This window comes from Ochrobactrum soli, from assembly GCF_003664555.1.
GTDB lineage: Bacteria > Pseudomonadota > Alphaproteobacteria > Rhizobiales > Rhizobiaceae > Brucella > Brucella teleogrylli.
On sequence record NZ_RCHH01000010.1, the window covers coordinates 36,967 to 62,434 of the forward strand.

A 25,468-nucleotide genomic window follows, 5' to 3' on the forward strand; every position below is an offset into this window, starting at 1 on the left:
AATACATTGTCTGTATTTTCTCATTGTACTTGTAAGCCGAACCTCCCAATCGGCCATCAGACAATGGACGACTATGTTGAGCACACCACTTCCTGCGATCTCGGGGCGGAAGAACCGCCGCTATGCCATTGCTTCGATGCGTGATCGTGAAGCGCTGGAGGCGACTTCTCTGGGCGACGTGACTGCTTTCGTCGAAGGCGACGGCAAGCGTCTGCGTCTGGCGAATACATTTCCACTCATCGCGGTTGCCGCTTCCGATGAAGGCGCCCACGAACTGAACGCTATACTGCAGCAGCTTTATCGCATGCGCACCATACCGGAAGTGCCGGTTGTGCGCGTCGATGAGGCAGGGCCTGAAACCGTGCCCATGCTGGTGACCCAGCTGCTGGAAAGCAGTCTGGACCGCCTTGTCGGGCATGTCAGCAAGGTGCATGCAGAACTTGCCATGCTGCGACGTGAGCGCGAAACGATGTTCGAGAACTATCGCGCTATCGAAGACGCCTTTCATGCGCGCAACTGGGATTCTTCCACCGAGATATTCAGCCACGCGCCTTTGGTCGATCCCAAGGACGAAGGCTTTGCGCGCCTGCTGCGCGAATCTGAAATCGAACAGCTTTTCCCGGTGTCGAGCTATGCCGTGTCGGGCTTTGCGCTGCATTTCCGCGATCTGCCCGCCAACCGTAACGGTCAGCTGATCGTCACCCTGGACTATCTCGAAAACGGCGAGGGTATCGCCGAATGGCTGGTGCCTTATGGCACGCTGCATTCGGAGTGGAACTTCTTCTCGCTCCCGAAAGCCTGTGACGGCAGCCATCGAACGTTGCGGCTTCGCATCGCGGCGACGGGCGGCGTGCCGCCAGAAATCTCGCTGGGCAATGTGATCGCCAATGAGCGCTATGCCGCGCGTGCGCGCATTCCGCATGCCGATCTCGACATGCGCCCACTGGCGCTGCGGATTTTCACCGGTCTGCCGGGTGTGCGTCCGGCATCGCTGCCAAACGCCATCGTGCCGACATCGATGATCAACGGTCGCAAGGTGGATGATTACCGTCTGCCGATTGAATTGCTGCGCAATGTCACCAATGTTTCGGTGACACCGCTTACGCCGGATTTCCCGACGGTACGTTTTCTGGAACACGAAGACGCTATCGGTTGCCACCCGCTTGCAGAGGGGATCACCGCCGCTGCCATCCGCCGCGTGGTCGCGCCGGGGACCGTGCGGATTTCGGCCCGTGCTGTGATCGATCACCCCGAGGGCCAAGCTTGCGCTGTCGGTCTGCTGCTCGTCAATCTGGCATCGGATGCGCAGGAAGAAATCGGTGCGCTGGCTTCCATGGACCGGCGGCGTTCGCAGGTGCTGTTCAGTGGCTGGTCGGAAGTGGCGCCCAATCGTCCCATCGACATCAATTTCATGCTGGAAGAACCCATCGACCGCACGATGGACCTCATCGTGCTGAGCAAGGCGGCAGGCGATTCCGTCGATTTCTCATGGCTGAAAGTGTTCAACTTCCGGCTGGTCAAGCACATCGAAGCCAGTCCCGCCCAAGAGGTGCTGAAAGAGGCCGCGAATGTACGATAGATCGAAGGATTTGATCGTCATCGCCATGCCGCTCTACGGCCATGCGGCGCTGGCGCTTGAGGCACTGGAATCGATCCTCGCGTCACAGACCGTGTTCCGCACGCAGATTGTTGTGTCGGTCGATGGCGATCCGCGCCGCGAGGTATTCGACAGTCTGGCGCTTTATTCCGCAGCCCATCCGAATATCCATGTGATATTCGGCGAAAACGCCGGCCCGGGCGGCGCGCGCAATCGCGCTGTTGAATACATTCTCGACGAGATGCCGGACGTCAAGGCGGTCTATTTCGTCGATGCCGACAATCGTGTGCAGCCGCACACCATCGATACGCTTTACCGCAAGCTTCTCGCGTCGAATGCGGGCTGGGTCTACACGAATATCGATACGTTTTCGGTCAACTGGCGTGCCCATTATGGCGACAGCTATTCGCGGCTCATCCACTGCATCACGGACAATATCTGCGATACGGGGTCGATGATATCGGCGGATGTGTTCCGCAGCGGTGTGCGCTTCGATGATGACCGCCAGAACGGATTTGAAGACTGGGAATTCTGGCTTTCGGCGATTGAGGCAGGCTTTGTTGGTACGCCGTGCCATGACACCGGCTTCGAATATCGTCTGCGCGCAGAAAGCCGCTTCAAGGAAGCCAATCGCGACCGTTCCGGTTCGATCAATTTCCTGCGCAAGCGACATAAGGCGCTGTTCCGTCGTCCTACTCTGGTTGGTTTCGAGCATGAGGAATGCCCGCGCTATGGCGTCATTCGCGCAGGCGAGGGAACCGTCAGTTTCTTCACCGATCCGAGCCTCGGTGCGACCGATCTCAAATTCGATGATGCGATCCGGGCCTTTTGGGGCAGTGTGTCGGAACCCGATAATTTCCATTTCCCGCCATTCCTCGCCTCATCCAATACCGAGACGCTGAAACTGCTGGCGCGCTCACGCTTGTTCCCGAACATTCTGTCGCGATTGGAGAAGCTCGCTGAGCAGGCCAATATCGTTTTCGTGGAACTGACGAATGTCGAAAACGAGCGGCGGATCGATACGGAAATCATGCCATCCGGTACGCGACAGCCGCATGCTGATCTGATTTTCGTTTCGACCCGACTGATCCGGGACATTATCGAGAACGATGCGCTGAACTGGTTCGCCTCGCTCGGCACGCAGCAATTGTGGCCCACATCGGCGCGTATGAAAGTGCGCTTTCCATTCCCGCGGGTGCGCCAGCGTCGCGCTTTGTCGCGACCGGAACAATCCATGCTCAATCTGGTCACGTCGATTGCCACAAGCCCGCTCAAGCAGAGCGCGGCAATGCGCTGGACGTGGCGTCCGCGCCGTCTGCCCGCTTTGTCGGACATGTATCAGGTGCTGCGTGACGAGCTGGGCGGCGGGCCTGTCCTGCCGCTCGGCCATAATCCAGCGAAGAAAAAGACGGCTGCCGTTCTGGTTCCGAACGCATCGTTTGGCGGCGCGGAAAAGGTGGCCTATGCCGCAGGCCGCGAATTGAAGAATCAGGGCTTTGAAACCCATCTCTTCGTCCTCGGCAATGAACGCATGGACGTGCTGGACGAGTTCGACCAGTCCTTCGATTATCTCCATTTCTGGAAGGATGGTATTCCGGCCTGGGGCGATACGAACCGTTTTCTGGGGCAGGATTTCATCACCGAGGATCATCCGCTCGACTGGAGCATTCTCCGTGGTCAGCTTTCAGGCTTCGATCTGGTCGTGAACAACCACGTCATGGCCGCACATCCGCTGATGGGCAAGCTTCGATCCGAGGGAACGCGCACGGCCTGTTATCTCCATGTGGTGGACGAAACGGTCTTCCGCCGTCAGGCTGGACAGCCTTATGCGGCCATCGCCTTCGAACATGCCTATGATGCGTTTCTCACCTGTTCGGATCAGCTGAAAATCTACCTGCACAGTTTTGGCGTGCCGTTCGAGAAAGTGTTCTCGGTGCCCAATGGCGCCAGCTTCTCAATCGATGCGAAGCAGCGCGCGCAGGTGACAGCAGCCCGCAAGGAAGGCCGAAAAGGCCGACCTCTGCGCATCCTCTATATGGGCCGCCTTGACCGCCAGAAGGGCATCGACCGGCTGCACGACGCGATCATGAAGCTGCGAGAGCAGGGCATTTCCTTCGACGCACAGGCAATTGGTGGAGAGATTCTGTCCGACGATCCGAGCGCATCCTGGATGACGAAGCTGCAAGAGGCGGGCGTTCGCGTGTCGCCGCCGGTCTTCGACGGCAAGGACATCGCAAACCATCTTGCCTGGGCCGATGTGCTTCTGATGCCTTCCCGTTGGGAGGGCGCGCCATTGATGATCGCGGAAGCGCAACAGCTTGGCTGTGTGCCGGTTGCAACAGCGGTCGGTGCGGTTGACGAGCTCATTAATCATGGCCGTGACGGCATCCTGATCCGCAATGGCAATGATGCGCAGATCGTCTCCGACATGACGCGTATCCTGACCATTCTTGCGCAGGACAGTGACGCCTTGATGCGCACGGCTGAAGGCGCGCTTGCCTCGGCGGCGCACCGCACATGGAGCGCTGCGTTTTCCGACTTCACGGACTGGGCCAATGAAATCAGCCCTGTCTATCCGAAATCCCGGTCTTCCCAGCCGGACGTTGCAGATGATGCCAGCGCGATTGCCGTTCTCCCCGGCCGCGCAGTTGCCTGATCATACCAGAAAGGTCGACCTATGAGCCGCCCAGCCAACCCACGAATTCTCGTCACCGGCATTCCGAGCCATTTGACCCGCCTCATCCAGCGCGCGGACAAAGCGCAGGTTTATTATTCGGAAAAGCAGCGGGATTCGGAATCCAAGGATAACTTTATCCAGGAACTGAAGAACATCAGCAACACGGGTAATTATCTGATTGGAGAGGGCGCCATGACCGCCCTTCTGCCATCTGCAAAACATGTTCCCTTCTGGCATCTTTATAACTGCATCAATAACGGGACTGGTCTCGAAGAGATCAACAAGGAATTCGACATCTGCGTCTTTACCTGCGCCAATCTGTTGCGCAAGGGCCTGTCAGCGGATGCTGAAGCACTCGTCCTGTCCAAGCTCGACATGCCGGTGGTGATGCTCGGTATCGGCATTCAGAATCGTCCGGACATTGAAGGTGAAGACGGTCTGCCAGCAGGCACGAAGAAGCTTCTCGAAGTCCTGAAATCCCGTGAGCATTATTTCCTCACGCGCGGCGAGAATGCCGCCGGTTATCTGCGCGATCAGGGCTTTTCCTATGTTCGCCCGGTTGGCTGTCCGTCGCTCTATTTCCGTCCCGACAATATGCGCAAGGCAATCAGCCGCTTGCCGGATGTGAAAGTGGGCGAGGGTCGCACCGTCTTCACCGGCTATATGGGCGCGGAACTGGAAACCATCGGAGACATGAATGCACTTAGTTCCGATGATGGTCGTTCGGCCTATGTCGTGCAGGATGAGCTTTTGCATTTCGACATGCAGCTTGAGCCAGACGCCAATGGCCGCGCCTACGATTCGACCACAGGCGAACTGGTCGGCCCGCTCACCTATAAGGGCTCCGGCGATCTCAAGAAGAAGATCAGCGTTCACGCTTTTCTCGACACCAATCAGTGGCGTGCCTGGTGCTCGACCATGGATTTCTCCTTCGGTCGCCGTTTCCACGGCAATGTCATTTCCATGCAGGCTGGCGTGCCGAGCCTGATGGTGGCTGTCGATGATCGCATGCGCGAAATGCTGAATTTCTCCGGCCTGCCGAAGATCGACGCCCGCGATCTCAACGCCGCCAACGACCGGCGCGCATTCGTGAGCGATCATATTGCGGCGATGAACATCCCCGACGTGATCGAAAAATATTCGGACCGCGAACGCAACTTCCGAAGCGCCCTTTCAGAAATCGGCATTGGATAGCTCCCAATCCACGAGCCGTTTTATAACTCCAGCGAAGATGGATCATCATGCGCATAATGATTACCGGCATTCCGTCATATTTGATGCGGACCGTCGAAAGTGTTTCCGGGGCGAGCGTGAAGCATCGCCCCTATTTCGAACCTATCCGCACGAAGAAGGATGTGATCGATCAGGTCAAGAAGATTGCCAATACAGGTAATTATCTTATCGGTGAGGGCGCAGCCAACGCCGTGCGCGGCCACGACGTGACCTATGTTCCGTTCTGGCATCTCGCCAACAGCCTCAATTCACCGGACACCTATGCAAAGCTCAATGAGAGCTTTGATCTTTGCCTGTTCGCCTCGGCGAATCTCTTGCGCCCGGGCTATGCGGCAACGACCGAATCCTTCGTCTTTGAAAAGCTGAACATGCCGATTGTCGTCATGGGTATCGGTATTCAGAAGAAGGAAAATCTGAAGGAAGAGCTGCCGGAAGGCACGCGCCGCTTCCTTGAAATTCTGCGCCGCAAGGAAAGCTTCTTTCTGACCCGTGGCCATTTCACGGCGGAATTCCTGAAGGATGCGGGCATGAAATATGTCCGTCCGACCGGCTGTCCATCGCTTTATTATGCACCGGACCAGATGAAACGCTCGCTGAGCCGTCTGGCTGATCCAAGCCTTGCGGACGCGCAGAAAATCTCTTTCGGCGGCTATCTCGGCAGCGTTGCTGATACGATTGTGGACGCGCATGCGCTGCTCGAAAAGGACAGTGTCGCAAGCTATGTCCTTCAGGACGAAGTGATCGTCTACAACATGAACATGGCGGGTGAAGACCACTCCGAAGCCTATGATCAGGCGGCAAGCCGCATCACGGCGCCTGTCGAATACAAGCATATGGAAAAATGGCAGCGCAAGAATGAGCTGCTGGTGTTCTTCGATACGCACAAATGGCGCAGCTGGATTTCCAGTCAGGATTTCGGCTTGAGCCGCCGCTTCCACGGCACGATCATCGGCATGCAGTCCGGCATTCCGGGGCTGATGATCGCCGTCGATGACCGAATGCGCGAAATGCTGGGTTTTGTCGGTTTTCCGCATATTGATGCCAGCGTGTGGAACCGTGAACCGCAGAAAAAGGCTTACCTGCGCGACTTCCTTTCGAAGATCGATGTGCCCGCCGCCATCAATCGTTATTCGGAATGCGAAGCCAATTTCAACGGCGCGCTGAAGGATATCGGTATCCGATGAAACTGACGGTCAGGAGCACCGGGGGCAGCAAACGGGCAATTGCAGCGCTTTTGGGTGCTGTCCTGCTCAACATCGTGCCGAACGGTGCTCTTGCCGATACGCGCTTCGGCGTCAACCGGGTCAATATGGCCTGGTTGCCCGCTGGGGAGCGCGAACAGATCTTCGACCAGATGGTGAAGAATGGCGTTGTTGCCGTGCGGCTTTCGCTGACGCGGCCAATCGACCAGAGCATTGATGCAGTGCGGCTTGCGCATGAGAAGAAGCTCGCAGTCCTGCTGGAAGTTTCGCTGAACAATGTGGACTTCTATCCGGAAGGCACAAAGCCGCGTTCAGGGCGAGGCCGTATCTGGGACATGTACCGGCTATCGGATATTGATCCGAAACGCTTTCAGACAGCGATTGGTGATGCGTTGCAGAAAATCGACGCGCTTGGCGTGAAGCTGATCGGTGTCGAGACCGGCAACGAAATCAACTGGGGCGCCTATAATGGCGATCTGGCCATTCTGCCGAAGGAAAAGACAAAGACCGCTCGCTCGCTGAGCGAAATGGAAGAACTGCCTCTCGTGGAGAAGGGCGCGGAGAAATATGTCGAACTGCTGCGCGTCGTTCGTACCGAACTGGCGAAAACCAGACACAATGCGGGCGCAAAGGTGGTTTCAGCGGGGCTTTCGGATATCCCCTTTGCCGACGCAGATCGACGCGGGATCGATACGGTCGATCCGGCGGCCTTCACCGATCTTCTGAAAAAGCACGGCCTCGATACGGTGGCCGATGGCTACGGGATTCACATTTATCCCGGCAGCAGTGGAACGCGGGCGGCGCGGGCCAAGCATGTCGATAAGGCGCTTTCCTTCTGCGGCGGTGCCGATGGAAAGCCGTGCTGGATCACGGAATGGGGCTTTGCCAACAAATCCAAGGCCTGCCCGGCAGATGACAATAACCGCCAGCAACTGGTCGAGAAAGCGCGGGAACGCTTTCGCCAGATGATGGATAGCGGCCAGATCGCGGCTGCTTATTATTTCGATTGGGATGAGGGAAATTACGGCGTCTGGCGCTGCGGGGCTCTGACCCCTGCAGGTCAGGCCGCAACGGTGACGAAATGAAACTCAAGACTGTAATCATTGGCGGTTCCAACACCGTCATGCTGCCCGGCTATCTGCCGACCCTGCTTTCAACCATGGCGCGACGCGGGGTGGAGTTGGATATCGTTGCCGATCTGGCGGTCGGCGGTACGACGAGCGCGCTCGGTCTTTATCAGCTGAAGATTTTCGAGCAGCTGGAAGACTGCGAATTGCTGCTGATCGAATATGCGATCAACGACGCTTTCGTCTATGGCGACGAGCGCAGGCCCTTCCGCCATTGGGCGCGGTTCTATGAAGGGATTATCCGCTATGCATTGGAGCGCAATCCGAACCTGCGTATCGCAACGCTCGTCTTCGGTGCGCGCAACGGGTCTTTCCTCAATTCGGTTCCGTCTATCGATGCGGGCATCAATTACATCTCGCAATGGTATGGCACGATCTGCGCCGATGTTTCGCGCATGCTGATGCAGCAATATGGTCGCGATGCCGTGACCAACCCGTCTTTCTATCTCGATCAGGGGCATTATTCGCGGCCCATCGCCACCACCATCGTCGCCAACCTGATTGCTGATGTGCTCGAACCGGCGCTCTCCGCGCCCCATCGTCCAAAGGCGCTTCCCTTTGCAATCGATCCCGACCACTTTGCCAATGCACGCGCCTTAAGTGGCGAGCAGCTATGCAAGCGGCTGGGGCGTGTTCCGGTGGAATATAGCAACCGCCGCTTTTCCATTTCCGCCCTGAACCTCGGCAATGAGCGTATGCGCTTTGAAGTGGACAACGGCCAGTTGCTGGCGGTCGGCTATGTCTGCGATCCACGCATTCCGCCGCTCGATGTCAAGATCCGCGACGAGCTGCACCGCGCAGCGATGATGAAGGGTGGTGTGCGCGACGGAACGTACAAGTTTCTCGTCTCCATGCTGAGCTTCGAATTTCTCTACGGCACCAATCTTCTCGACGCGCGGGGCAATGTCGCGTTGACGCTTTCCGGTGCGGATAGCGATGTCGAACACAAGCTGCATGTGCCGAAGGATAGCGTTCGTCAGGATGAACTGCCAGCCGAACCTGTTCTGCCGATCACCGGCATATTGTTTTCCGGCAATCTGAAAGTCATGTCGCTGGAGAAAAAGACTGAGGTTCGCGAGGTCGTCGCGGAAGCGGCGCAATAAGCGCTATTCCACGAAAATCTTCACGCTTGCCGCGCGGCCTGCGGCGTCGATCACGGTCAGGGTCGAGTAGCCCGTGCCGTCCGGTTGCCATGTGGCGGTGCGGCGGCGTTCCGGCTCTGCCACGGGCTTGCCGTTGGCGAGCCAGCGAAACGGTGCGCGCCCGCCCTGCAATTTCAGCACCAGCGGCGATGCGGTTTCAGTCAGTGCTTTTAACTCCACATGCGCGCCATCGGGCGGAAAAATGATGCGCGGTGCGGGTTCGGTTGCGGCTTTCAGCACAGGGAGCGGATCGCTCGCCGACGAAAACCGTGTCTGCGTAACAGGCAAATCGGCACGGGCCGTGCGGAATGTTCCGGCTGGCGCGCGCGGCAATGGCACGGAAACCACGCCCGACTTGACGAAAGCATCGAACAAAATTGGCGCGGCGGATGCATAACCGGCAATCCCTGGCACGGAACCGCCATCGGCGCGCCCGACCCAGACGCCGAGAACATAACGCCCGTCATAGCCGACCGACCATGCATCGCGATAACCATAGGATGTGCCGGTCTTGTAAGCGAGGCCACGGCGGGGTGCCCCTTGAGGAGGCACGACACCGGCCAGAATATCGCCGATCTGCCATGAGGCTTGTTCTGTGAGAATAGGGCCGGACGGTTGCGTCGGCTCTGCCATTTCGGTTCCGTCGCGCAAGGCGGCTCCACGTCCGCCATTGGCAAGGCCGGTATAAAGCTGCACCAGATCGCGCAGGCTGATCCCGGCGCCGCCAAGCCCGATGGCGAGACCGGGTGATTCGTTCTTGGGCAGTTGCAGGCTGACACCCGCCTGCCGAAACCGCGTGGTCAACCGGGCAGGACCGATAGCGTCCAGCAGGCTGACGGTCGGGACGTTCAGCGACATTTGCAGCGCCTGACGGATACTGACATCGCCCTGATAGCTCATGTCAAAATTGCGCGGGCGATAACCGGCAAAGTCCTGCGGGCGGTCTTCGATGATGGTTTCCTGCGCAATCATGCCCTGTTCGAAGGCCAGCCCGTAGATGAATGGCTTGAGCGTCGATCCAGGCGAGCGCACGGCGCGCGTCATGTCGATCCAGCCTTGCCGTCTGCCATCGAAATAATCCGCGGACCCGACTTCGCCGAGAATATTGCCGTTGCGGCTATCGGCCAGCACCATGGCCACTGACACTGTGGGTCCAAGTTTTGATGCCGCCTCGCGGGCCGATGCTTCGAGACCCCGTTGGACGGATTTCTTCAGCGTCAGTGTGTGGCGGGCTTCTGTCGGCGCTTTCTTGAGCGCCAGATCTGTAAAGTGTGCCGCAAGGGCGGGTAAAGCATGACGGGCGGCGGAGATCGCCTCGCGCTTGCCGCGTTCGGCTTCGTCGTTGGTCAGAACATCGGCCTGAACCATTCGCGTCAACACGCGATCACGCGCCATGCGTGCGGTGCTGGCGGCGCGGTCCGGACGACGACGTTCCGGCAATTGCGGCAGCGCGACGAGCGTTGCGGCTTCCGATGTGGTGAGCCGCAGTGGCTCCTTGCCGAAATAGGCAAGCGATGCTGAGCGCACGCCTTCCAGATTGCCGCCATAGGGGGCAAGTGTCAGATAACGCTCTAATATCTGGTCCTTGCTCAAACGGCGCTCGATTTGCATGGCGCGGGCAAGCTGGCGGAATTTGGAGCCGAAGCTGCGGCTTTCGCGTGGTTCGATGAGCCGGGCCAACTGCATGGAGAGGGTGGAGCCGCCGGACACGATGCGTTGGTTGCCTGCAAGCTGCACCGCTGCGCGCGCCAAGGCCCAGAGATCGATACCGCTATGATCGTAAAAGCGCTTATCCTCATAGGCGATCAGCATTTTCACGAATTTCGGATCGACATCTTCAATGCGTGTATTGAGACGCCAATAGCCGTCCGGTGTCGCATAGGCGCGCAACAATTCACCGTCACGGTCCATCACTTCCGTGGAAATGGTCAGGCGTTCAGGCAAGGGTGGAGGAAAAGCGCGGTCGAGCCAGTCAAGGCCGACCGTCGCAACGGCGGCGATGCCGAGAACTACGGCACCGCCAATTGCTATTTTCCAACGCCGTTTCATATCTTATCCGAAAGCCCGTCCTACGGCGCAGTGACCTCCATCATGCCAGTCGCCGTGCGCGCAGCATATTGCGGGCGATACATGTCCTCGACGGTCGCCGCCGGATGGGTGTAAAGCCCCGGCGTCACTGCACGTACGACATAGGCAAGAACAATCTGCTTTTTCTCACCTGCCGAGCGGTCAAACGCAGCGACGAAGCGATCATCGCGGAATTCGAGATGCGCGGCCTGCGTGCTTTCGAGCCATGGGAAGTTGCCGAGATCGGCACTCGAAACGAGGCCCGGATTGTCGAGTTCCAGACCGGCTGGCAGAAGATCGGTGACCAGCAGGCGCGACTGCCATTGTTGCAGATCGTCGATCTTCAACACCACGACGAAACGCTCGTTCTGATTGATGCTGGTGATGTTGGCTTCCTGTCCATCGAGCGTGTAATAGGCACGCTCGATGTTGAAGCCTTCGCCACCGGCAGGCAGCGATTGCGCGGGCGGCGCAACGGCTGTTACAACCGCGTCCACTGCATCACTGCCCCTGTTTGTCAGAACAAGCGGTTCAGCTTCCAGCGCGTTGCCATTGACGCGTTCGGAGAAAGCGCCATCATGGGCCGTGCCGTTGATATCGAGATTAATCGCTGCATTGTTCTCCTTGAGACCACGGGCTGCGAGCAGCATCCACGCCTGATCCTGCGTGCTGAGATATTTCGCCTGGTCGCGTTCGTAACCGACCAGCGTGACAAGCGAAGGCAGCACTTTCGGCGCAGGCTTGCTTTCGGCGGCCAGCGCCAGCATGGCCGCGCCATCACGCAGCCGCGAACCATAATCGGAGCGATTATAGTCAAATGCCGTATTGGTGCTTGCCCGGTCGAGAGCGACGTTGAACACCCGGTCCGAACGCTGCTGGTCGCCATAAAGCGCCAGTCCGGCGGCCAGTTGGGCAATCGCCATCGGGCTTGCAAAATTATCGAGCTGCGTATCCGCGTAATAACGCAGATCGCCGACCGAAGCCTTCTTGTTGCGCGCCAGCACATAGAGCGAGTAGGCGATTTCGTTGCCTTTTTCCTTGGCGTCGGTCGTATAGCCGAGCGCATTTTGCAGGTTCGACAGCGACGAGAGCAGGGCTTCCTGCGGAACCACATAGCCCTTCTCGCGGGCACGGGTGAGGAAGTCGGTGACATAGGCGTCAAGCCACAGGTCGCCGGAACCCGGTCCCCACAGGCCGAACGAACCGGACGAAGACTGATAGCTCAGCACGCGATAGATGGCGTCCTGCACGCGCTTTTTCAGTTCATCCTGATCGCCAAGGCCAGCACTTGCTTCGGAGCCTGCCGCCATCTCGCTCAGATAAAGCAAGGGCAGGGCGCGGCTCGTGGTCTGCTCAGCACACCCATAAGGATAGCGATCAAGCGCCATCAGAAGCGACGGCACGTCGAACGCCGCGCTGCGGGTGACGCCGACGCTCACGAAAGCACCGTCGAGCAGGCTTTCGGAAAGCAGGCCGCCATCGATCTTGAGACTACCGCCATTGGCCGGAAGGCTGACCACCTGACGTGTCGTGACTGGCAGATCGACGGGACGCACCGGCAGCGAAAGCTTCTGTTCGATGGCCAGTCCGGCATCATTGGCAAGGCGTATCGTAATATTGCCCTGTCCGGTCTTCTGCGCGTTGAGCGGCACAGCGACGGAATGGCGTTTGCCACCGGCCAGCGCAAGCGTGTCGGGATAAGAGCCGATTTCCGTGCCGAGATTGTCGCTCGTTTCGACGCTAAGACGGTAATTTCCATCGGGCGCGTCCGTATTGGCGATATCGAGGCGCAGTGTCGCCTGATCTCCCGGCGCCATGAAGCGCGGCAGACCAGCCGTAATGACCACCGGATCGCGCACGATCACATCGCTGGAAGCGTGACCCACGGCCTTGACTGTCCAAGCTACGGCCATGACGCGGACAGTGCCGTTGAATTGCGGAATATCGAAATCAATGGTTGCCTTGCCATCGCTATCCAGCTCGACCGGGCCGGAGAAAAGCGCGACCAGCTTTTCAGTCGGCGGGCTGCCTTCAGCTGCCATGTTGCCGCCGTCGCCGCCGGTGCGCAGCTTGCCGGTGGTGCCCAGCGAACCATCGATAAGGCGTCCGTACATATCGCGCAGTTCAAGACCGAGCTGGCGCTGGCCGAAGAACCAGTTGTCCGGATTAGGCGGCTGATAGCGCGTGAGGTTCAAAATGCCGACATCGACAGCGGCGACCATGACATAGGCCTGTTCGCCGCCTGCATTTTCCACAGAAACGGGAACCGAGAGCGTGCCGCGCGGAGTGGCTTTCTCCGGTGGCGTCAGCTTGACTGCCAGTTGCTTGTCGGCAGGATCAACCTTCAGCCATTTGAGGCCAATAGCACGGGCGGGCATGCGGCTTTCTTGCGCGCTGCCCGGACGGAACAGCGTTGCAGTGACGTAAGCGCCAGCACCCCAGTCCTCGCCGACTGGAATGTCTATGGTTGCGCCATCCGCCGAAACGCTTTCGCTGATGGTCGTCAGCAGCTTTTCTGCGCCGATGGTGATCAGCAGTTCACCGGCAAAACGTGGGCTGACCTTCAGCTTGGCGGTTTCACCGGCTGCATAATGATCCTTGTCGAGCGCGATTTCGAGGCCGTCGGGCGTTTCCGTCGAGGTTGCGGCCACATACCAGCCCGCGTCGAATTCGTAGCTTGAAGCCGGACCCGAAGCATCCCCCGTCTCGATTTCAAGACGATAGCGGCCCCAGTCGACCGGCTGAGTGATGCTGGCTTCCACATCGGCCTTGAGGTCGATCTTGCCGGTTGCGATCGACTTGGTGAATGTGACCGGCTCGTAGTTCCAGCTATTGCCGCTGCGATACCATTGGTAATTGCGCTCGACTTTCACCAGCGACCAGACCGCGCCGTCAATGTTGGTGCGGTTGCCCTTGGCGTCGGAAGCGATGAAGCTGAATTTTGCGGTGCCGCCTTGCGGTACTTCATCGCCGGAAAAATCTGGCCGGATACCGATCATCGATCCTTGCGGACGAACGGCAAGGTCAAGCTTGCGTTCCACAGCACGACCGCCGCTTTCGCGCATGCGAACGGTGACGGCTGCATTGATCAGACGGGTGGTGGATGGCAGGTCGTCAATCACGACCGGGAATGTCGCCTTGCCATCGTCGCCAACCTTGGGCAGTTGGTCGAGTGGCAGACGGGTAGCTTCGCCCTGACCTTCATCGGCCAAACCGAAATAATAGCCCTCGAAACGGTCCCAGTCGCGCTTGGTTGAAAGCGTGACTTCGCCTTCCAGCGCCAGACCGGCTGCGGGCGCACCATAAAGGAAACGTCCATCGACGGTCACATTGGCAGCTTCGCCGCTCGCAATTTCCGGCTTGTCCGATGTCAGGTCGAACTCGATGCGGTCTGGCACGAAATCTTGAACCAGGAACATCTGCGATGCGACCGCCGGTTGCTTGGGGTCGGTGTAGATATTCAGGTTCCATGTGCCACGCATGGCATTGGCGGGCAGTGTCAGGTCGACGGAATGTCCACCAACCTTGCTGCTGTCCGAGACGAGGCGGCGGTCTTCCACGCCGTCTGGGCGCGTGAAGATGAAGGTCAGCGGCAGATTGTCCACGGCGAGCGACGCATCGTCCCGGGCAAGGGCAGCGGCATGAACCACTTCGCCTGCACGATAGATGCCGCGTTCGGTCCAGGCATAGACGTCGAGCGCCTTGGGCGCTGCACGACCGGTGACGCCGCGATCTGAGAGATCGAAGCCAGCACGCGCCATATCGAGGAAGACGAAATCGTCTTCGCCCTGATTGGCCATCATGACGGCGGGAACCATGCCGCCGGAGCCGCGGGTGAGACCGGCGGTAAAGGTGGCGCGACCGTCGCTATCGGTTGTCGCTTCACCCAGCACTTCATTGTTGCGGGCCAGCAGCGTCAGCTTGACGCCGGAAAGGGGCTCAGCCGTTTCAAGTGATCGCGCGAAGACATTGATGCCATCCTGACCGGCATAGGTCGAAAGGCCGATATCCGATACGACGAACCATTGCGTTGCCTTGGTGTCATAGCTTTCACCGCTTGCCTTGATCGGTTCTGCCGTTAGCACATAAACGCCCGGTTTGCGCTGCGGCAGTGCTTCATCGATGGGGAAACTGGTGGTGGCTTCCTTGTTCAGCTCGCCGCCAGCCGTTTCGATCTCACCTTCCCAGACGGGCGCGCCCATCTGGTCGGAAACCGTACTGACATCATAGCCGTCGAGCTGACGCAGAAACTGATAACCAGACAGAAGCTGCGCCAAGGAGCGGTCGCCGATGCGATAGAGCTTCACCTTGGCCGCATCCATATTCACGCTGACCAGCGGAATGCCACGACGCGCCTTGGCAGGCAGCACAAAGCTGTCGCCAGTAAAGCGTACCGAGGGTGCGCGGTCCTGCACATAGACAGACAGGGTTACCGGCGCTGGCAGCGTTTCGCCAATGGCGGCAGGCAAGCCGGCGCGGAACGTCACGCTATAGGTGCGGCCGTGTTCCAGACCTTCGACACAAATCTGGCGATCCTTGGCTTCAATCGCCTTGGGCGCAGCGCTATCCAGCGTCACGAAACTGGAATAGTCGGCACCGCTCTTGACCAGTTCTTCGGAAAACTGGGCGCAGATGCGCGGCGACGCATTGTCATTATCGACGCTGTGGTCAACGATGCGGAAACCCTTGCGGGCCTTGAGGTCTTCATAGGCAGCGCGAACGGAAGCTGAATTGACGAGATTGAGGCTCGCATCATAGGCCTGAAGCGCAGGGCGGGACAGCTCGCGACGGTCAAGCGCCTGCGCCATCGCGTTCAGCGCGTCGGCGCGCGCGGCCTTGCTGCGCGAGGTCTGATAGCCGTTCCAGGCTGCTGATGTGGCGTCGCGTTTGAACTTGGCCGTCTCTTCGCTGTTGGAAGGCTCGGTCGCCAAAGTGGCGAGAGCAAGCCCGGTCCAGAGCGCGCTGTCGTCAGGAGCAGCACCCGCTGCGGCTGCAAACTTTTCCATCGCCGTGCGCGGGTCGCTGTTGGCGAGCGCCGTGGCTGCATCGGCCTTCAGGGTGCTGAGGCCCTCGCTGCTGTCGGCAGCCAGGATAGAGGTGCGGAAACGGCGCGCTTCGTCGACAAGATTGTCAGCGAAGAAGGTGATGGCCGGTGGGGCACCAATGTCAGCTTTGGCGGTGTCCTTGGCCGCGCCCGATACAACCTTACCCGCAATGGAACCGACAGAGGGATTGAGCTTGTTGAAATCCGTCTTGAGGAAGCACCACTTCACCTTCGGATTATAGGTGAAGGCACGGCAGGCATTGTCACCGAGGCAGGTGCTCTTGCACTGGTCCAGCGTGAGGTTCTTCTGGGTGCGCAGGTCGAAGCCGAAATAATCGCTATCTTCAGTTATCTCGATACGGCGCGTTTCAGCGGCGTTCGAAGGCGCAGGCGCAATCGCAAGCCCTGCGGTCAAACCGGTGATTGCAGCCAGCGTCAGGAAAATCTGTGCCGATAGCGCACGCCCGAGTTGCCGTTTGAAACCGTTAAGCATCTGCCTCTCCTTGCGATTTCATGCCCGACCAATGTCCCCTGGAAGAGCGGAAAGAATCCGCGTCATGTGAAGCTTGCGCACAACCCAGAGTCAAGCTGCTTCGCTAATATATACAATGTTCTATTATCATCACCCGCAATTATGACGGCTGTTCTGCGGCGTGCAAATTGAATGAGACGTGTCGCGATTGAGACTGAGCATTGCTCCCATCGCCGTTACGTTTTCACTTCTGACATCTTCGTTTGTTGTCCAACCTGGAGGAGGTAGACATGAGCAGGAACCGTGGCGTCGTCTATATGCGACCCGGAAAAGTCGAAGTCCGTGATATCGAAGACCCGGTGCTGTCTGCACCTGATGGGAGGAAACTCGGTCACGGCGTCATTCTCAAAGTCATCTCGACCAATATATGCGGGTCGGACCAGCATATGGTGCGCGGTCGCACGACGGCGATGCCCGGACTTGTGCTTGGTCATGAGATTACCGGCGAGATCATCGAAAAGGGCGCAGATGTCGAGATGCTTGATGTCGGCGACATCGTATCCGTGCCGTTCAATGTTGCCTGTGGTCGTTGCCGTTGCTGCAAGGAGCAGGACACAGGCGTCTGCCTGACCGTCAATCCGTCACGCGCTGGCGGCGCCTATGGCTATGTCGATATGGGTGGCTGGATCGGTGGGCAGGCCCGCTATGTCATGGTGCCTTACGCCGATTTCAATCTGCTGAAATTCCCGGATCGTGACCGGGCGATGGAGAAAATTCGCGATCTGACCATGTTGTCGGATATTTTGCCAACGGGCTTTCACGGCGCGGTCAAGGCGGGTGTCGGTGTCGGGTCGGTGGTCTATGTGGCCGGTGCCGGACCTGTCGGCCTGGCGGCGGCGGCTTCCGCGCGAATTCTTGGCGCGGCTGTCGTGATGGTCGGAGACTTCAACAAGGAACGTCTGGAACATGCCCGCAAGGTCGGGTTCGAGCCGATCGACCTTTCCGCCAGCGACCGTCTGGGCGACATGATTGCGGAAGTCACCGGCAGCAACGAGGTTGACAGCGCCATTGACGCGGTGGGCTTCGAAGCCAGAGGCCATAGCGGTGGTGAGCAGCCTGCCATCGTGCTGAACCAGATGATGGAAATCACGCGCCCTGCCGGGTCCGTTGGTATTCCGGGACTTTACGTGACGGAAGATCCGGGCGCGGTGGACGGCGCGGCCAAGCAGGGAAGCCTGTCGCTTCGCTTCGGGCTTGGCTGGGCCAAGGCGCAATCGTTCCATACCGGGCAGACGCCGGTGTTGAAATATAACCGACAACTGATGCAGGCGATCCTGCACGGGCGTTTGAATATTGCCGAAATCGTCAATGCGGAAGTCATTTCGCTTGAAGATGCGGCAGCCGGTTATGAAAGCTTCGATCAGGGTGTGGCGAAAAAGTTCGTCTTGGATCCGCACGGTTTGCTCGGCAAAGCCGCGTAATCCTGCGAAACACAGAAGCGCTGCGCCCCCGCGTGGCGCTTCTGTTGTCGCCTATTCCCCGCAGCTACGTTAAATAAGTGACAGTAGCGACGATGCGGAGATTCCAACTTGACCGATATTCGCCTCAAACGGATCTACGAAGCGCCATCACCTGATGATGGCTACCGGGTTCTGGTTGATCGTGTCTGGCCGCGCGGCATGACCAAGGAGAAGGCCGCCATCAATCTCTGGGCGAAAGATGTTGCCCCGTCCACGGAGCTTCGCAAATGGTTCAATCATGATCTGTCGAAGTGGGGCGAGTTTCAGAAACGCTATCACCGCGAGTTGCAAAATAAATTGCCGGATCTCTCAGCGCTGGTTGCCAAGGCCGGTGATGCGCCGCTGACTTTACTCTATGGCGCGAAGGACGAGGAACACAATCAGGCCGTCGTGCTGCATGAATTCTTGCAGACTATCTGAGGCCGAGTTTTGAAATTTTAGAACGACAGCGCAATCAGATCGCTACGGATCTGGTCGCCATTGCCTTGCGACAGGTTCTTTTCGATTTCCGCATGCGTGGAGGTCCAGATGGGGACAGCGGCAGCCAGTGCCGCTTTGCCTTCCGGTGTCAGTTGCAGCAGGCGCTCACGCCGGTCAGCGGGATTGACCAGTATTTCCACCCAGCCCTGCCTTTGCAGCGGCTTTAAAGCGGCGGTGAGGGTGGTCTGATCCATTGCCAGCAATTCGGCAACCGGCTTCATTGGCGGCGGCGAGGGCCGATTGAGCGACATCATCAGGGAGAATTGCCCATTCGTCATGCCAGCCGGACGAAGTGCTTCGTCAAATCGCCGTGCAAGTGCGCGGGCCGCGCGCTGAACATGCAGACAAAGGCAGGTGTCTTTGACTAAAAGGGTCGTTTCAAAAGGAACTTCGGCAGCGTTTGACATGATCCATTAATATTGATATCAATGTAAATCGTCAAGCTAATATCCTATAAAAACTGGGCGTTTTACCATCCGGGGGCGGAGGAGGACTTGCATCATGAATGAAGTCGTATCCCGCGAAGTCTGGCTGGAGGCGCGGCGCGCGCTTTTGGCCAGAGAAAAGGAAGCGACGCATCTTCGCGATCGCGTCAATCAGGAAAGACAGGCGCTGCCCTGGGTCAAGGTGGAGAAAGACTATGTCTTCGACACCCCGACAGGACGCCGAACGCTGGCAGAGCTTTTTGACGGACGCAGCCAGCTGGTCGTCTATCACTTCATGTTCGGGCCGGAATGGGAGCAGGGCTGCGTCGGCTGTTCATTCCTGGCCGACAATCTCGACGGCGCGCTGCCCCATCTCAACAATCACGATGTCACGCTCATTGCCGTTTCGCGTGGGCCGCTTGCGAAGCTTGAAGACTACAAGCGCCGCATGGGCTGGCACTTTCCATGGGTGTCGTCCTATGGCGGTGATTTCAACTTCGATTTCCATGTATCGTTCGACAAGGCCGAGATCGAAGAAGGGCGCGTCTTCTACAATTTCGACAAGCTGCCGCCGGAACAGGCGCATGATGAACTGCCCGGTATGAGCGCCTTCATCAAGGCCGACGACGGCACGATCTACCATACCTATTCCAGCTATGCGCGCGGCATTGAGGAGTGGATCAGCACACTCATGATCCTCGACCGCGCACCCAAAGGACGCAACGAAGACAGCACCATGCATTTCGTGAGGCGCCACGATGAATATGCCGCGCCTGCAGCAAACCACAGCTGCTGCAGTTGAACGCCAAAATCAAATTCTGGGAGGAATGACAATGAATAACAGAGCATCACCGTTCGTCTGGTACGAACTGATGACTGAAGATGCCGCCGAGGCCGCAAATTTTTACGGCAAGGTCGTCGGCTGGAACACGAAAGACTCAGGTGTTCCCGGCGTGAACTACACGCTGTTTGAAGCACCGGGTTGTGCGGTTGCCGGTATGATGGCGCTTTCCGATATGCCGAGCGAAAATTGTGACACAAAGCCCGGCTGGCTTGGCTATATCGGCGTGGCCGACGTAGACGCCATGTCCGAGAAGGTCACAGCCGCAGGCGGCAAAATCCTGCAACCGGCTCATGATATCCCAAGCGTCGGGCGATTTGCTGTCGTGGCAGACCCTCAAGGCTCGGTCTTTGCGCTGTTCGAGCCGAAAGACCCGCCGGAGCCTCCGGCTGATTTCGGTTCGCGCAAGGTGGGCCATCCGAGCTGGCATGAGCTTTATGCCAAGAATGGCGAAGAAGCCTTTGGTTTCTATGAGAAAGTGTTTGGCTGGAAGCTGGCGCGCGACTTCGATATGGGCGCAATGGGCAAATATAAGATCTTTAGCGTAAACGGAGCAGATGCGGGCGGCATCATGACCGCACCGCCGAATGTGCCAAGTGGCTGGGGCTTTTATTTCATGGTGGATGGAACGAACGCTGCTGCCGAACGTGTGAAATCGCTGGGCGGTACGGTGACATTCGGACCAACGGAAGTCCCGAATGGCGAGTGGATCATCCAATGTCTTGATCCGAAGGGCGTGGCCTTCTCGCTGGTTTCAGCGACACAATAAAGAGCGTGCGCAAAAGCGCATAAACTTCTAAATCCATAGGCGGCTTCTGGTTTTACGTCAGAAGTCGTCTTCGTGATGATAATGGCGCAGATAGGCGAACGCTGTTCCCACCAGTATCGGCAGAATCAGAATTCCGGTCCAAAATATGATGTTGCTCATTTTCTCCCTCCCTGTTGCCCTCAAACCGAAACAAGAGCCTGAGACAGTATGCGGGCACTTCGAACAACGTGGAAAGCGGACATTTGTTCCAGCCACGGCTGTCGTTGCGTAAAGCTATTGCCATTATGCCTGCGTTTGAGTAGAAGTGCGAATACATCAAGAGTTGGGGAGACGCCCAACGCCAACCTGCCGCTCCGGGCAAGGTGGTACTCCCTGAAAAAGGAGGATGTGGCCAAACCGGCAACTATGCGGATAAAGCCACTCGCGTCGACCTGACAGAACTAGGGACCGACGCGATCATGCCGATAAAAATTCCTGACGATCTGCCAGCAACCAGTGTTCTCCAGGCCGAGGGCGTTATGGTCATGCGCGAGGCGGATGCCGTGCGTCAGGACATTCGGCCCTTGCGCATCGGCCTGCTCAATCTCATGCCCAACAAGGCGACCACGGAAACGCAGATCGCCCGCCTTTTAGGCGCGACACCGCTTCAGGTGGAACTGACGCTCGTGCGCATTACCAATCACGTCGCGCGCCACACCTCCGCCGATCACATGCTCTCCTTCTATCGCCCATGGGAAGATGTGCGTGACGAACGCTTCGATGGCTTCGTAATCACCGGTGCGCCAGTGGAACGGTTGAACTTCGAAGAAGTGACCTATTGGGATGAATTGCAGCGCGTTTTCGACTGGACGCAGACCCATGTGCATCGTTCTTTGAACATCTGCTGGTCGGCGCAGGCCGCCGTCCATCATTTCCATGGTATGGGCAAGTATGAACTTCCGGCCAAGGCCTCCGGTGTCTACAGCCAGCAGAACCTTGCCCCGGCCTCGCCCTATCTGCGCGGATTTTCGGACGATTTCACCATTCCGGTTTCGCGCTGGACGGAAGTGCGCAAGGAAGACATTCCGCAGGATAGCGGCCTGAATGTTCTCGTCGATAGCGCTGAATCCGGCCTTTGTCTGCTGGAAGACCCACGCCATCGGGCGCTGCACATGTTCAACCACGTCGAATATGACACGACGTCGTTGGCCGACGAATATTTCCGCGATATTCAGGCTGAGCCTGAAACCAAGGTGCCCGCAAATTATTTCCCGGACGACGACGCGACCCGCCCGCCGCAAAACCGCTGGCGTGGCCACGCGCATCTGCTGTTCGGCAACTGGATCAATGAAATTTACCAGTCGACGCCGTACGATCTGGAAAATATCGGCAAGAAGTGACTGCCGCTGAATAAACAAAACCCCGGAATGGAAATTCCGGGGTTTTGTTTGGGATGAAGCACTATCAGCTGCCGACCCGTTCCAGCCAGCGATGCCATTCTGCTTCGGAGCCATGGAAAACATTGAGATCGATCTTGTTGCTCACGCCCTGAGACAGGCCCGATCCAGAATATTGCCAGAACAGCCATGGACGGCCCGGATAGACCTTCGATGGGTGTTGTGCCACAGCGCGCAACCAGAACGGATAGTTGGTGAACGCACCTTTCAGATTGTCATCGTAGAAATCCGGAGCGGTATAGATGACCGGGCGCTTGCCGTAATGGCGCTCCAGCTTGTCCATGAAGACCTGCATCTTTTCACGCACCTGTTGCGGCGACGGGCGGCGGCGGCAGGCGGAATCGCCATTCCATTCCACGTCGATCACCGGCGGCAGTGCGTCGGGGTCTTTCGGCACGTTGCGGATGAACCAGTCAGCCTGTTCGCTGGCGACACGGCACCAATAGAAGAAGTGATAAGCGCCGCGCTTGATACCGGCGGCCTTGGCCTCGCGCCAGTTCTTGCGGAACATCGGGTCGAGATGATCACCGCCGTCTGTGGCCTTGATATAGGCGAAGTTCGCGCCTTGCGTGCGCAGCTTCGGCCAGTCGATATCCCCCTGCCAGCGCGACACGTCTACGCCATGCACGGCGAGTTTGCGCGGCGATGCACGGCCAAAATTGATCGGCTTCGCATCGCGGAAGCGATGGCTGTAGATTCTGGAGCGATCTTGTGCCGTGCGCGCTTGCGGTTCCAGACGCACTGCCGGATAGGCCGCCACCTGCGGTGCAGGCATGCGCGGTGCTTCGGTTTGCGGCACGGGTGTAGGTATCTGCGCGACGGGGCGCTCCTGCAATGGCCCGCGCGGTTGCGGCGCAACCGGCGCAGGCGGCTGCACCTTGAACTGTCCGCCGTCTGGAACAGGTCCGGCCCAGGCAAGCACCTCTTCTTGCGGGGGGAGTGGCTGCGCGCGTGGCGCGCTTGCTGTTTCGGTTACGGCTGCGGGCGGAACCGGCCTCACAACAGAACTGGTCATCTCCGCCGAGGGTTTCGGCTGGAGCATGATGCTGTCGATGCCGGAACTCGATGTGCAGCCCGACAGGGCGGCGCAAGCGAGCGCAATGGCAGACACGACCAAAGAACGCGAAGGCGAAGAACGCATGGGCACCCGTACTCAGAACAAATGGGCTGCAACGCTCTCCCGAGTCATTGCTCAGGTAAGATTACCTGCAAAAACTGAATCCAAAGTTTACGAAAGTGCTAACGCACGATGTTCAAATTGAGCTTTCGAGGATTTTTATCAGCGCTGTTGCAGATTTCTCCAGAGAAGCTTCTTCAAAGCCTGAGAAACCGAGGATAAGTCCCTGTCTTGGTTGGAAAATGCCATAGAGTGGCGACAGAGGCTGAACCTTTATACCGCTGTCGGCGAGTTTATTTGCAAGCATCACATCGTTTTGCTCGTCTGAAAGCGCCAGCAAAAGCGTCAGCCCGGCGGGGGGCGCTTCAATGCTGAAAAGCGACGGTTCACCGGGGGATAGTGCCGCAATAAGCTTGTTACGACGCGCCGCGTAGAGACGGCGCATTCGCCTGATGTGCTGGGCAAAAGCGCCAGTTTCGATGAATTGTGCCAGTGCCGGTTGCGCAAGCATCGACGGCGGCGGCAAAAGTTCGCGCCGGAGTGTGCGATACTTTTCCGTCAAATGCAGAGGCACGATCAGGAAGCCGAGCCGCAAGACGGGTGAAAATACCTTCGAGAAACTGCCGATATAAAGAATGCGGTCGCGGTCGAGCGACATAAGGGCCGGAAGCGGCTGACCGATATAGCGATGCTCGCTGTCATAGTCGTCTTCGATGATGAATGCGTCGCTTTCGCGCGCCCAGGCAATGAGATCGAGCCGTCGCGCCAGCGGCATGGTTACACCCGTCGGATGATGGCGGGCCGGTGTTACAAAAGCCGCACGTGCCTGCATCGCGCTTTGTCGCCCGGCGGCCACATCAAGACCGTTGTCATCGACCGGCACGGAAACAACATCGATTCCCTGACCGCCGAGAATGTTACGGGCAGGCGAATAGCCGGGCTCCTCCATCCAGATTTTGTCGCCTGGTTCGAAGATGGCTGCCCGGAGAAGCGAAAATGCGTCGGTACTGCCGCCGGTAATCAGAATTTGCCCTGCATCCACCGCCATGCCGCGCCATTCATGCAGATGGCGGGCAAGCGCGACACGCAGCGGAAAATAGCCGAATGGATCGTTGCCGTTCAGCAGGTTGGTGTCAGGCTTGCGCCAGATGCGCCCAAGCAATTTGCCCCATTCCGCATGTGGAAAGTGATCGCTGTCGAATACACCTTGCTGAAAGGGCTGCGGTGTAAGTGTTGCCTTGGTGGTCGTCTTCGCTGTCGGGGCGCTGCCCGTTGGCCCGGTTTTCAACGTTACATCCGGCAATTGAGCGGCAATGCGCGTCCCTGAACCGTGCCTGCCTTCCAGATAACCTTCCGCGATCAGCTGGTCATAAGCCGCAAGCGCTGTGGCGCGCGAGACGCCCAGTTCTTCCGCAAAAGCGCGGGTCGAGGGAAGGCGACTTTCAGGCTTCAGCCTTCCGGTCAGAACGGCCTGCCTTATCTGTTCTGCAAGCTGAACGGCGAGAGGCGTAGCGCTCGTACGGTCAATCCCGAATTCCGGTATCGATGCGATAAGTGGCATGGTTCAGTATCTTATAAGTGGTTATTTTCAACATACCACTATGACGGCATTTTGCATGCATCGAAAGTGCAAATGCAAACAGGACCGACCAGCATGACGAATGCCCCAACAGAAAGAACCAGAGTGAAGCGCCTGCATGATCGCGGCCGCTATGATGCGGACAGTGTTCACGCGATCATTGATGCTCAGCCGCTCGCCCATGTAGCCTATGTTTTCAACGGCGCGCCCTATGTGTCGCCGACGCTCGTATGGCGGGAAGGCAATTTCATTTACTGGCACGGATCCTCGGCAAGCCGCATGTTGGAAGCTTGTGAGGAAGCGGAAGTCTGCGTCAGCTTCGCAACATTGGACGGGTTGGTGCTGGCGCGTTCTGCCTTTCACCATTCCTGCAATTATCGTTCCGTGATGGCTTTCGGTACGGCGAAGAAAATTACCGATGTTGTGGCGAAGGAGCGACATTTGCGCAACTTCGTGAATGGGCTTTTTCCTGATCGCTGGGAAGGGCTACGCCCGATGATGGCCAAGGAACTGAAGGCGACCATGCTGCTGGAACTGGAACTGAATGAAGCGTCAGCGAAAGTCCGCTCCGGTCCACCCAAGGATGACGAGCCGGATTATGCGCTACCGATCTGGGCGGGCATCATTCCGGTGACGACACATCTGGGCGAACCGATTGACGATGAGCGTCTGTTGCCGGGCGTAAAAGCGCCCCAAAATGTGCTGCAATTCGGCTATCTGGCGGATGCTGCGGAATAAGT

17 protein-coding genes and 1 riboswitch are annotated in these 25,468 nt (G+C 58.3%); of the genes, 12 read left to right on the plus strand and 5 right to left on the minus strand.

The features are described from left to right. Positions 1–73 precede the first annotated feature (73 nt). Genes D8666_RS16720 through D8666_RS16745 form a run of 6 tightly spaced genes read left to right on the plus strand, consistent with a single transcriptional unit; the run spans position 74 to position 8,939 of the window. Positions 74–1,579 carry a DUF6212 domain-containing protein gene (locus D8666_RS16720; RefSeq protein ID WP_109367443.1) on the plus strand — a complete coding sequence of 502 codons (1,506 nt, stop codon included), beginning with the start codon at positions 74–76 and terminating at the stop codon, positions 1,577–1,579. Continuing rightward, a complete protein-coding gene (locus tag D8666_RS16725) occupies positions 1,569–4,253 on the plus strand; it encodes a glycosyltransferase (protein ID WP_121538819.1) in 2,685 nt (894 codons plus the stop codon). Before D8666_RS16720 ends, D8666_RS16725 begins: the two co-directional genes overlap by 11 nt. A 21-nt stretch (positions 4,254–4,274) precedes the next feature. Further along, positions 4,275–5,468, plus strand: a complete 1,194-nt coding sequence (locus D8666_RS16730) for a polysaccharide pyruvyl transferase family protein (RefSeq protein WP_109367441.1) — start codon at positions 4,275–4,277, stop codon at positions 5,466–5,468. 47 nt (positions 5,469–5,515) lie between these two features. Continuing rightward, a complete protein-coding gene (locus D8666_RS16735) occupies positions 5,516–6,691 on the plus strand; it encodes a polysaccharide pyruvyl transferase family protein (RefSeq protein WP_109367440.1) in 1,176 nt (391 codons plus the stop codon). Continuing rightward, positions 6,688–7,794 carry a glycosyl hydrolase gene (locus D8666_RS16740; RefSeq protein ID WP_235858989.1) on the plus strand — a complete coding sequence of 369 codons (1,107 nt, stop codon included), beginning with the start codon at positions 6,688–6,690 and terminating at the stop codon, positions 7,792–7,794. The genes D8666_RS16735 and D8666_RS16740 overlap by 4 nt, the downstream gene beginning before the upstream one ends. Further along, positions 7,791–8,939, plus strand: a complete 1,149-nt coding sequence (locus D8666_RS16745; RefSeq protein ID WP_109367439.1) for an SGNH/GDSL hydrolase family protein — start codon at positions 7,791–7,793, stop codon at positions 8,937–8,939. Before D8666_RS16740 ends, D8666_RS16745 begins: the two co-directional genes overlap by 4 nt. A gap of 3 nt (positions 8,940–8,942) precedes the next feature. On the opposite strand, the gene pbpC is transcribed toward D8666_RS16745, so the two are convergent. Together pbpC and D8666_RS16755 are read right to left on the minus strand one after the other, a co-directional pair. Further along, positions 8,943–11,027, minus strand: a complete 2,085-nt coding sequence (gene pbpC / locus D8666_RS16750; protein WP_121538821.1) for a penicillin-binding protein 1C — start codon at positions 11,025–11,027, stop codon at positions 8,943–8,945. A gap of 20 nt (positions 11,028–11,047) precedes the next feature. Beyond that, positions 11,048–16,582 carry an alpha-2-macroglobulin family protein gene (locus tag D8666_RS16755; RefSeq protein WP_109367437.1) on the minus strand — a complete coding sequence of 1,845 codons (5,535 nt, stop codon included), beginning with the start codon at positions 16,580–16,582 and terminating at the stop codon, positions 11,048–11,050. A gap of 269 nt (positions 16,583–16,851) precedes the next feature. Between D8666_RS16755 and fdhA the strand changes: the two genes are divergently transcribed. Further along, positions 16,852–18,042, plus strand: coding sequence for a formaldehyde dehydrogenase, glutathione-independent (gene fdhA / locus D8666_RS16760; protein WP_109367436.1), 1,191 nt, complete (start codon positions 16,852–16,854; stop codon positions 18,040–18,042). 108 nt (positions 18,043–18,150) lie between these two features. Then, positions 18,151–18,501 carry a DUF488 domain-containing protein gene (locus D8666_RS16765; protein WP_109367435.1) on the plus strand — a complete coding sequence of 117 codons (351 nt, stop codon included), beginning with the start codon at positions 18,151–18,153 and terminating at the stop codon, positions 18,499–18,501. A gap of 17 nt (positions 18,502–18,518) precedes the next feature. Here the strand turns inward: D8666_RS16765 and D8666_RS16770 are convergent, their stop codons facing one another. Then, positions 18,519–18,968 carry a MarR family winged helix-turn-helix transcriptional regulator gene (locus tag D8666_RS16770; protein WP_109367434.1) on the minus strand — a complete coding sequence of 150 codons (450 nt, stop codon included), beginning with the start codon at positions 18,966–18,968 and terminating at the stop codon, positions 18,519–18,521. 91 nt (positions 18,969–19,059) lie between these two features. Between D8666_RS16770 and D8666_RS16775 the strand changes: the two genes are divergently transcribed. The 3 genes from D8666_RS16775 (at position 19,060) to metA (ending at position 21,975) form a co-directional block, all read left to right on the plus strand. After that, a complete protein-coding gene (locus D8666_RS16775) occupies positions 19,060–19,788 on the plus strand; it encodes a DUF899 domain-containing protein (RefSeq protein ID WP_180917898.1) in 729 nt (242 codons plus the stop codon). Positions 19,789–19,819: 31 nt separating this feature from the next. Next, positions 19,820–20,596 (plus strand): VOC family protein, encoded by a 777-nt coding sequence (locus D8666_RS16780; RefSeq protein WP_109367432.1) that lies wholly within the window; start codon positions 19,820–19,822, stop codon positions 20,594–20,596. A 307-nt stretch (positions 20,597–20,903) separates the two neighbouring features. Continuing rightward, positions 20,904–21,013: riboswitch (SAM-I-IV-variant riboswitch) on the plus strand. 41 nt (positions 21,014–21,054) lie between these two features. After that, positions 21,055–21,975: a homoserine O-acetyltransferase MetA gene (gene metA / locus D8666_RS16785; protein ID WP_109367994.1), complete on the plus strand. Its 921-nt coding sequence runs from the start codon at positions 21,055–21,057 to the stop codon at positions 21,973–21,975. Positions 21,976–22,039: 64 nt separating this feature from the next. Here metA and D8666_RS16790 read toward each other — a convergent pair whose 3' ends face one another. Together D8666_RS16790 and pdxR are read right to left on the minus strand one after the other, a co-directional pair. Then, positions 22,040–23,173, minus strand: coding sequence for a glycoside hydrolase family 25 protein (locus tag D8666_RS16790; protein WP_109367431.1), 1,134 nt, complete (start codon positions 23,171–23,173; stop codon positions 22,040–22,042). Between the two features lie 112 nt (positions 23,174–23,285). Continuing rightward, positions 23,286–24,710, minus strand: coding sequence for a MocR-like pyridoxine biosynthesis transcription factor PdxR (pdxR, locus tag D8666_RS16795; protein WP_109367430.1), 1,425 nt, complete (start codon positions 24,708–24,710; stop codon positions 23,286–23,288). Positions 24,711–24,803: 93 nt separating this feature from the next. On the opposite strand from pdxR, the gene D8666_RS16800 reads away from it, so the two are divergent. Beyond that, positions 24,804–25,466, plus strand: coding sequence for a pyridoxamine 5'-phosphate oxidase family protein (locus D8666_RS16800; RefSeq protein ID WP_109367993.1), 663 nt, complete (start codon positions 24,804–24,806; stop codon positions 25,464–25,466). Positions 25,467–25,468: the final 2 nt, after the last annotated feature.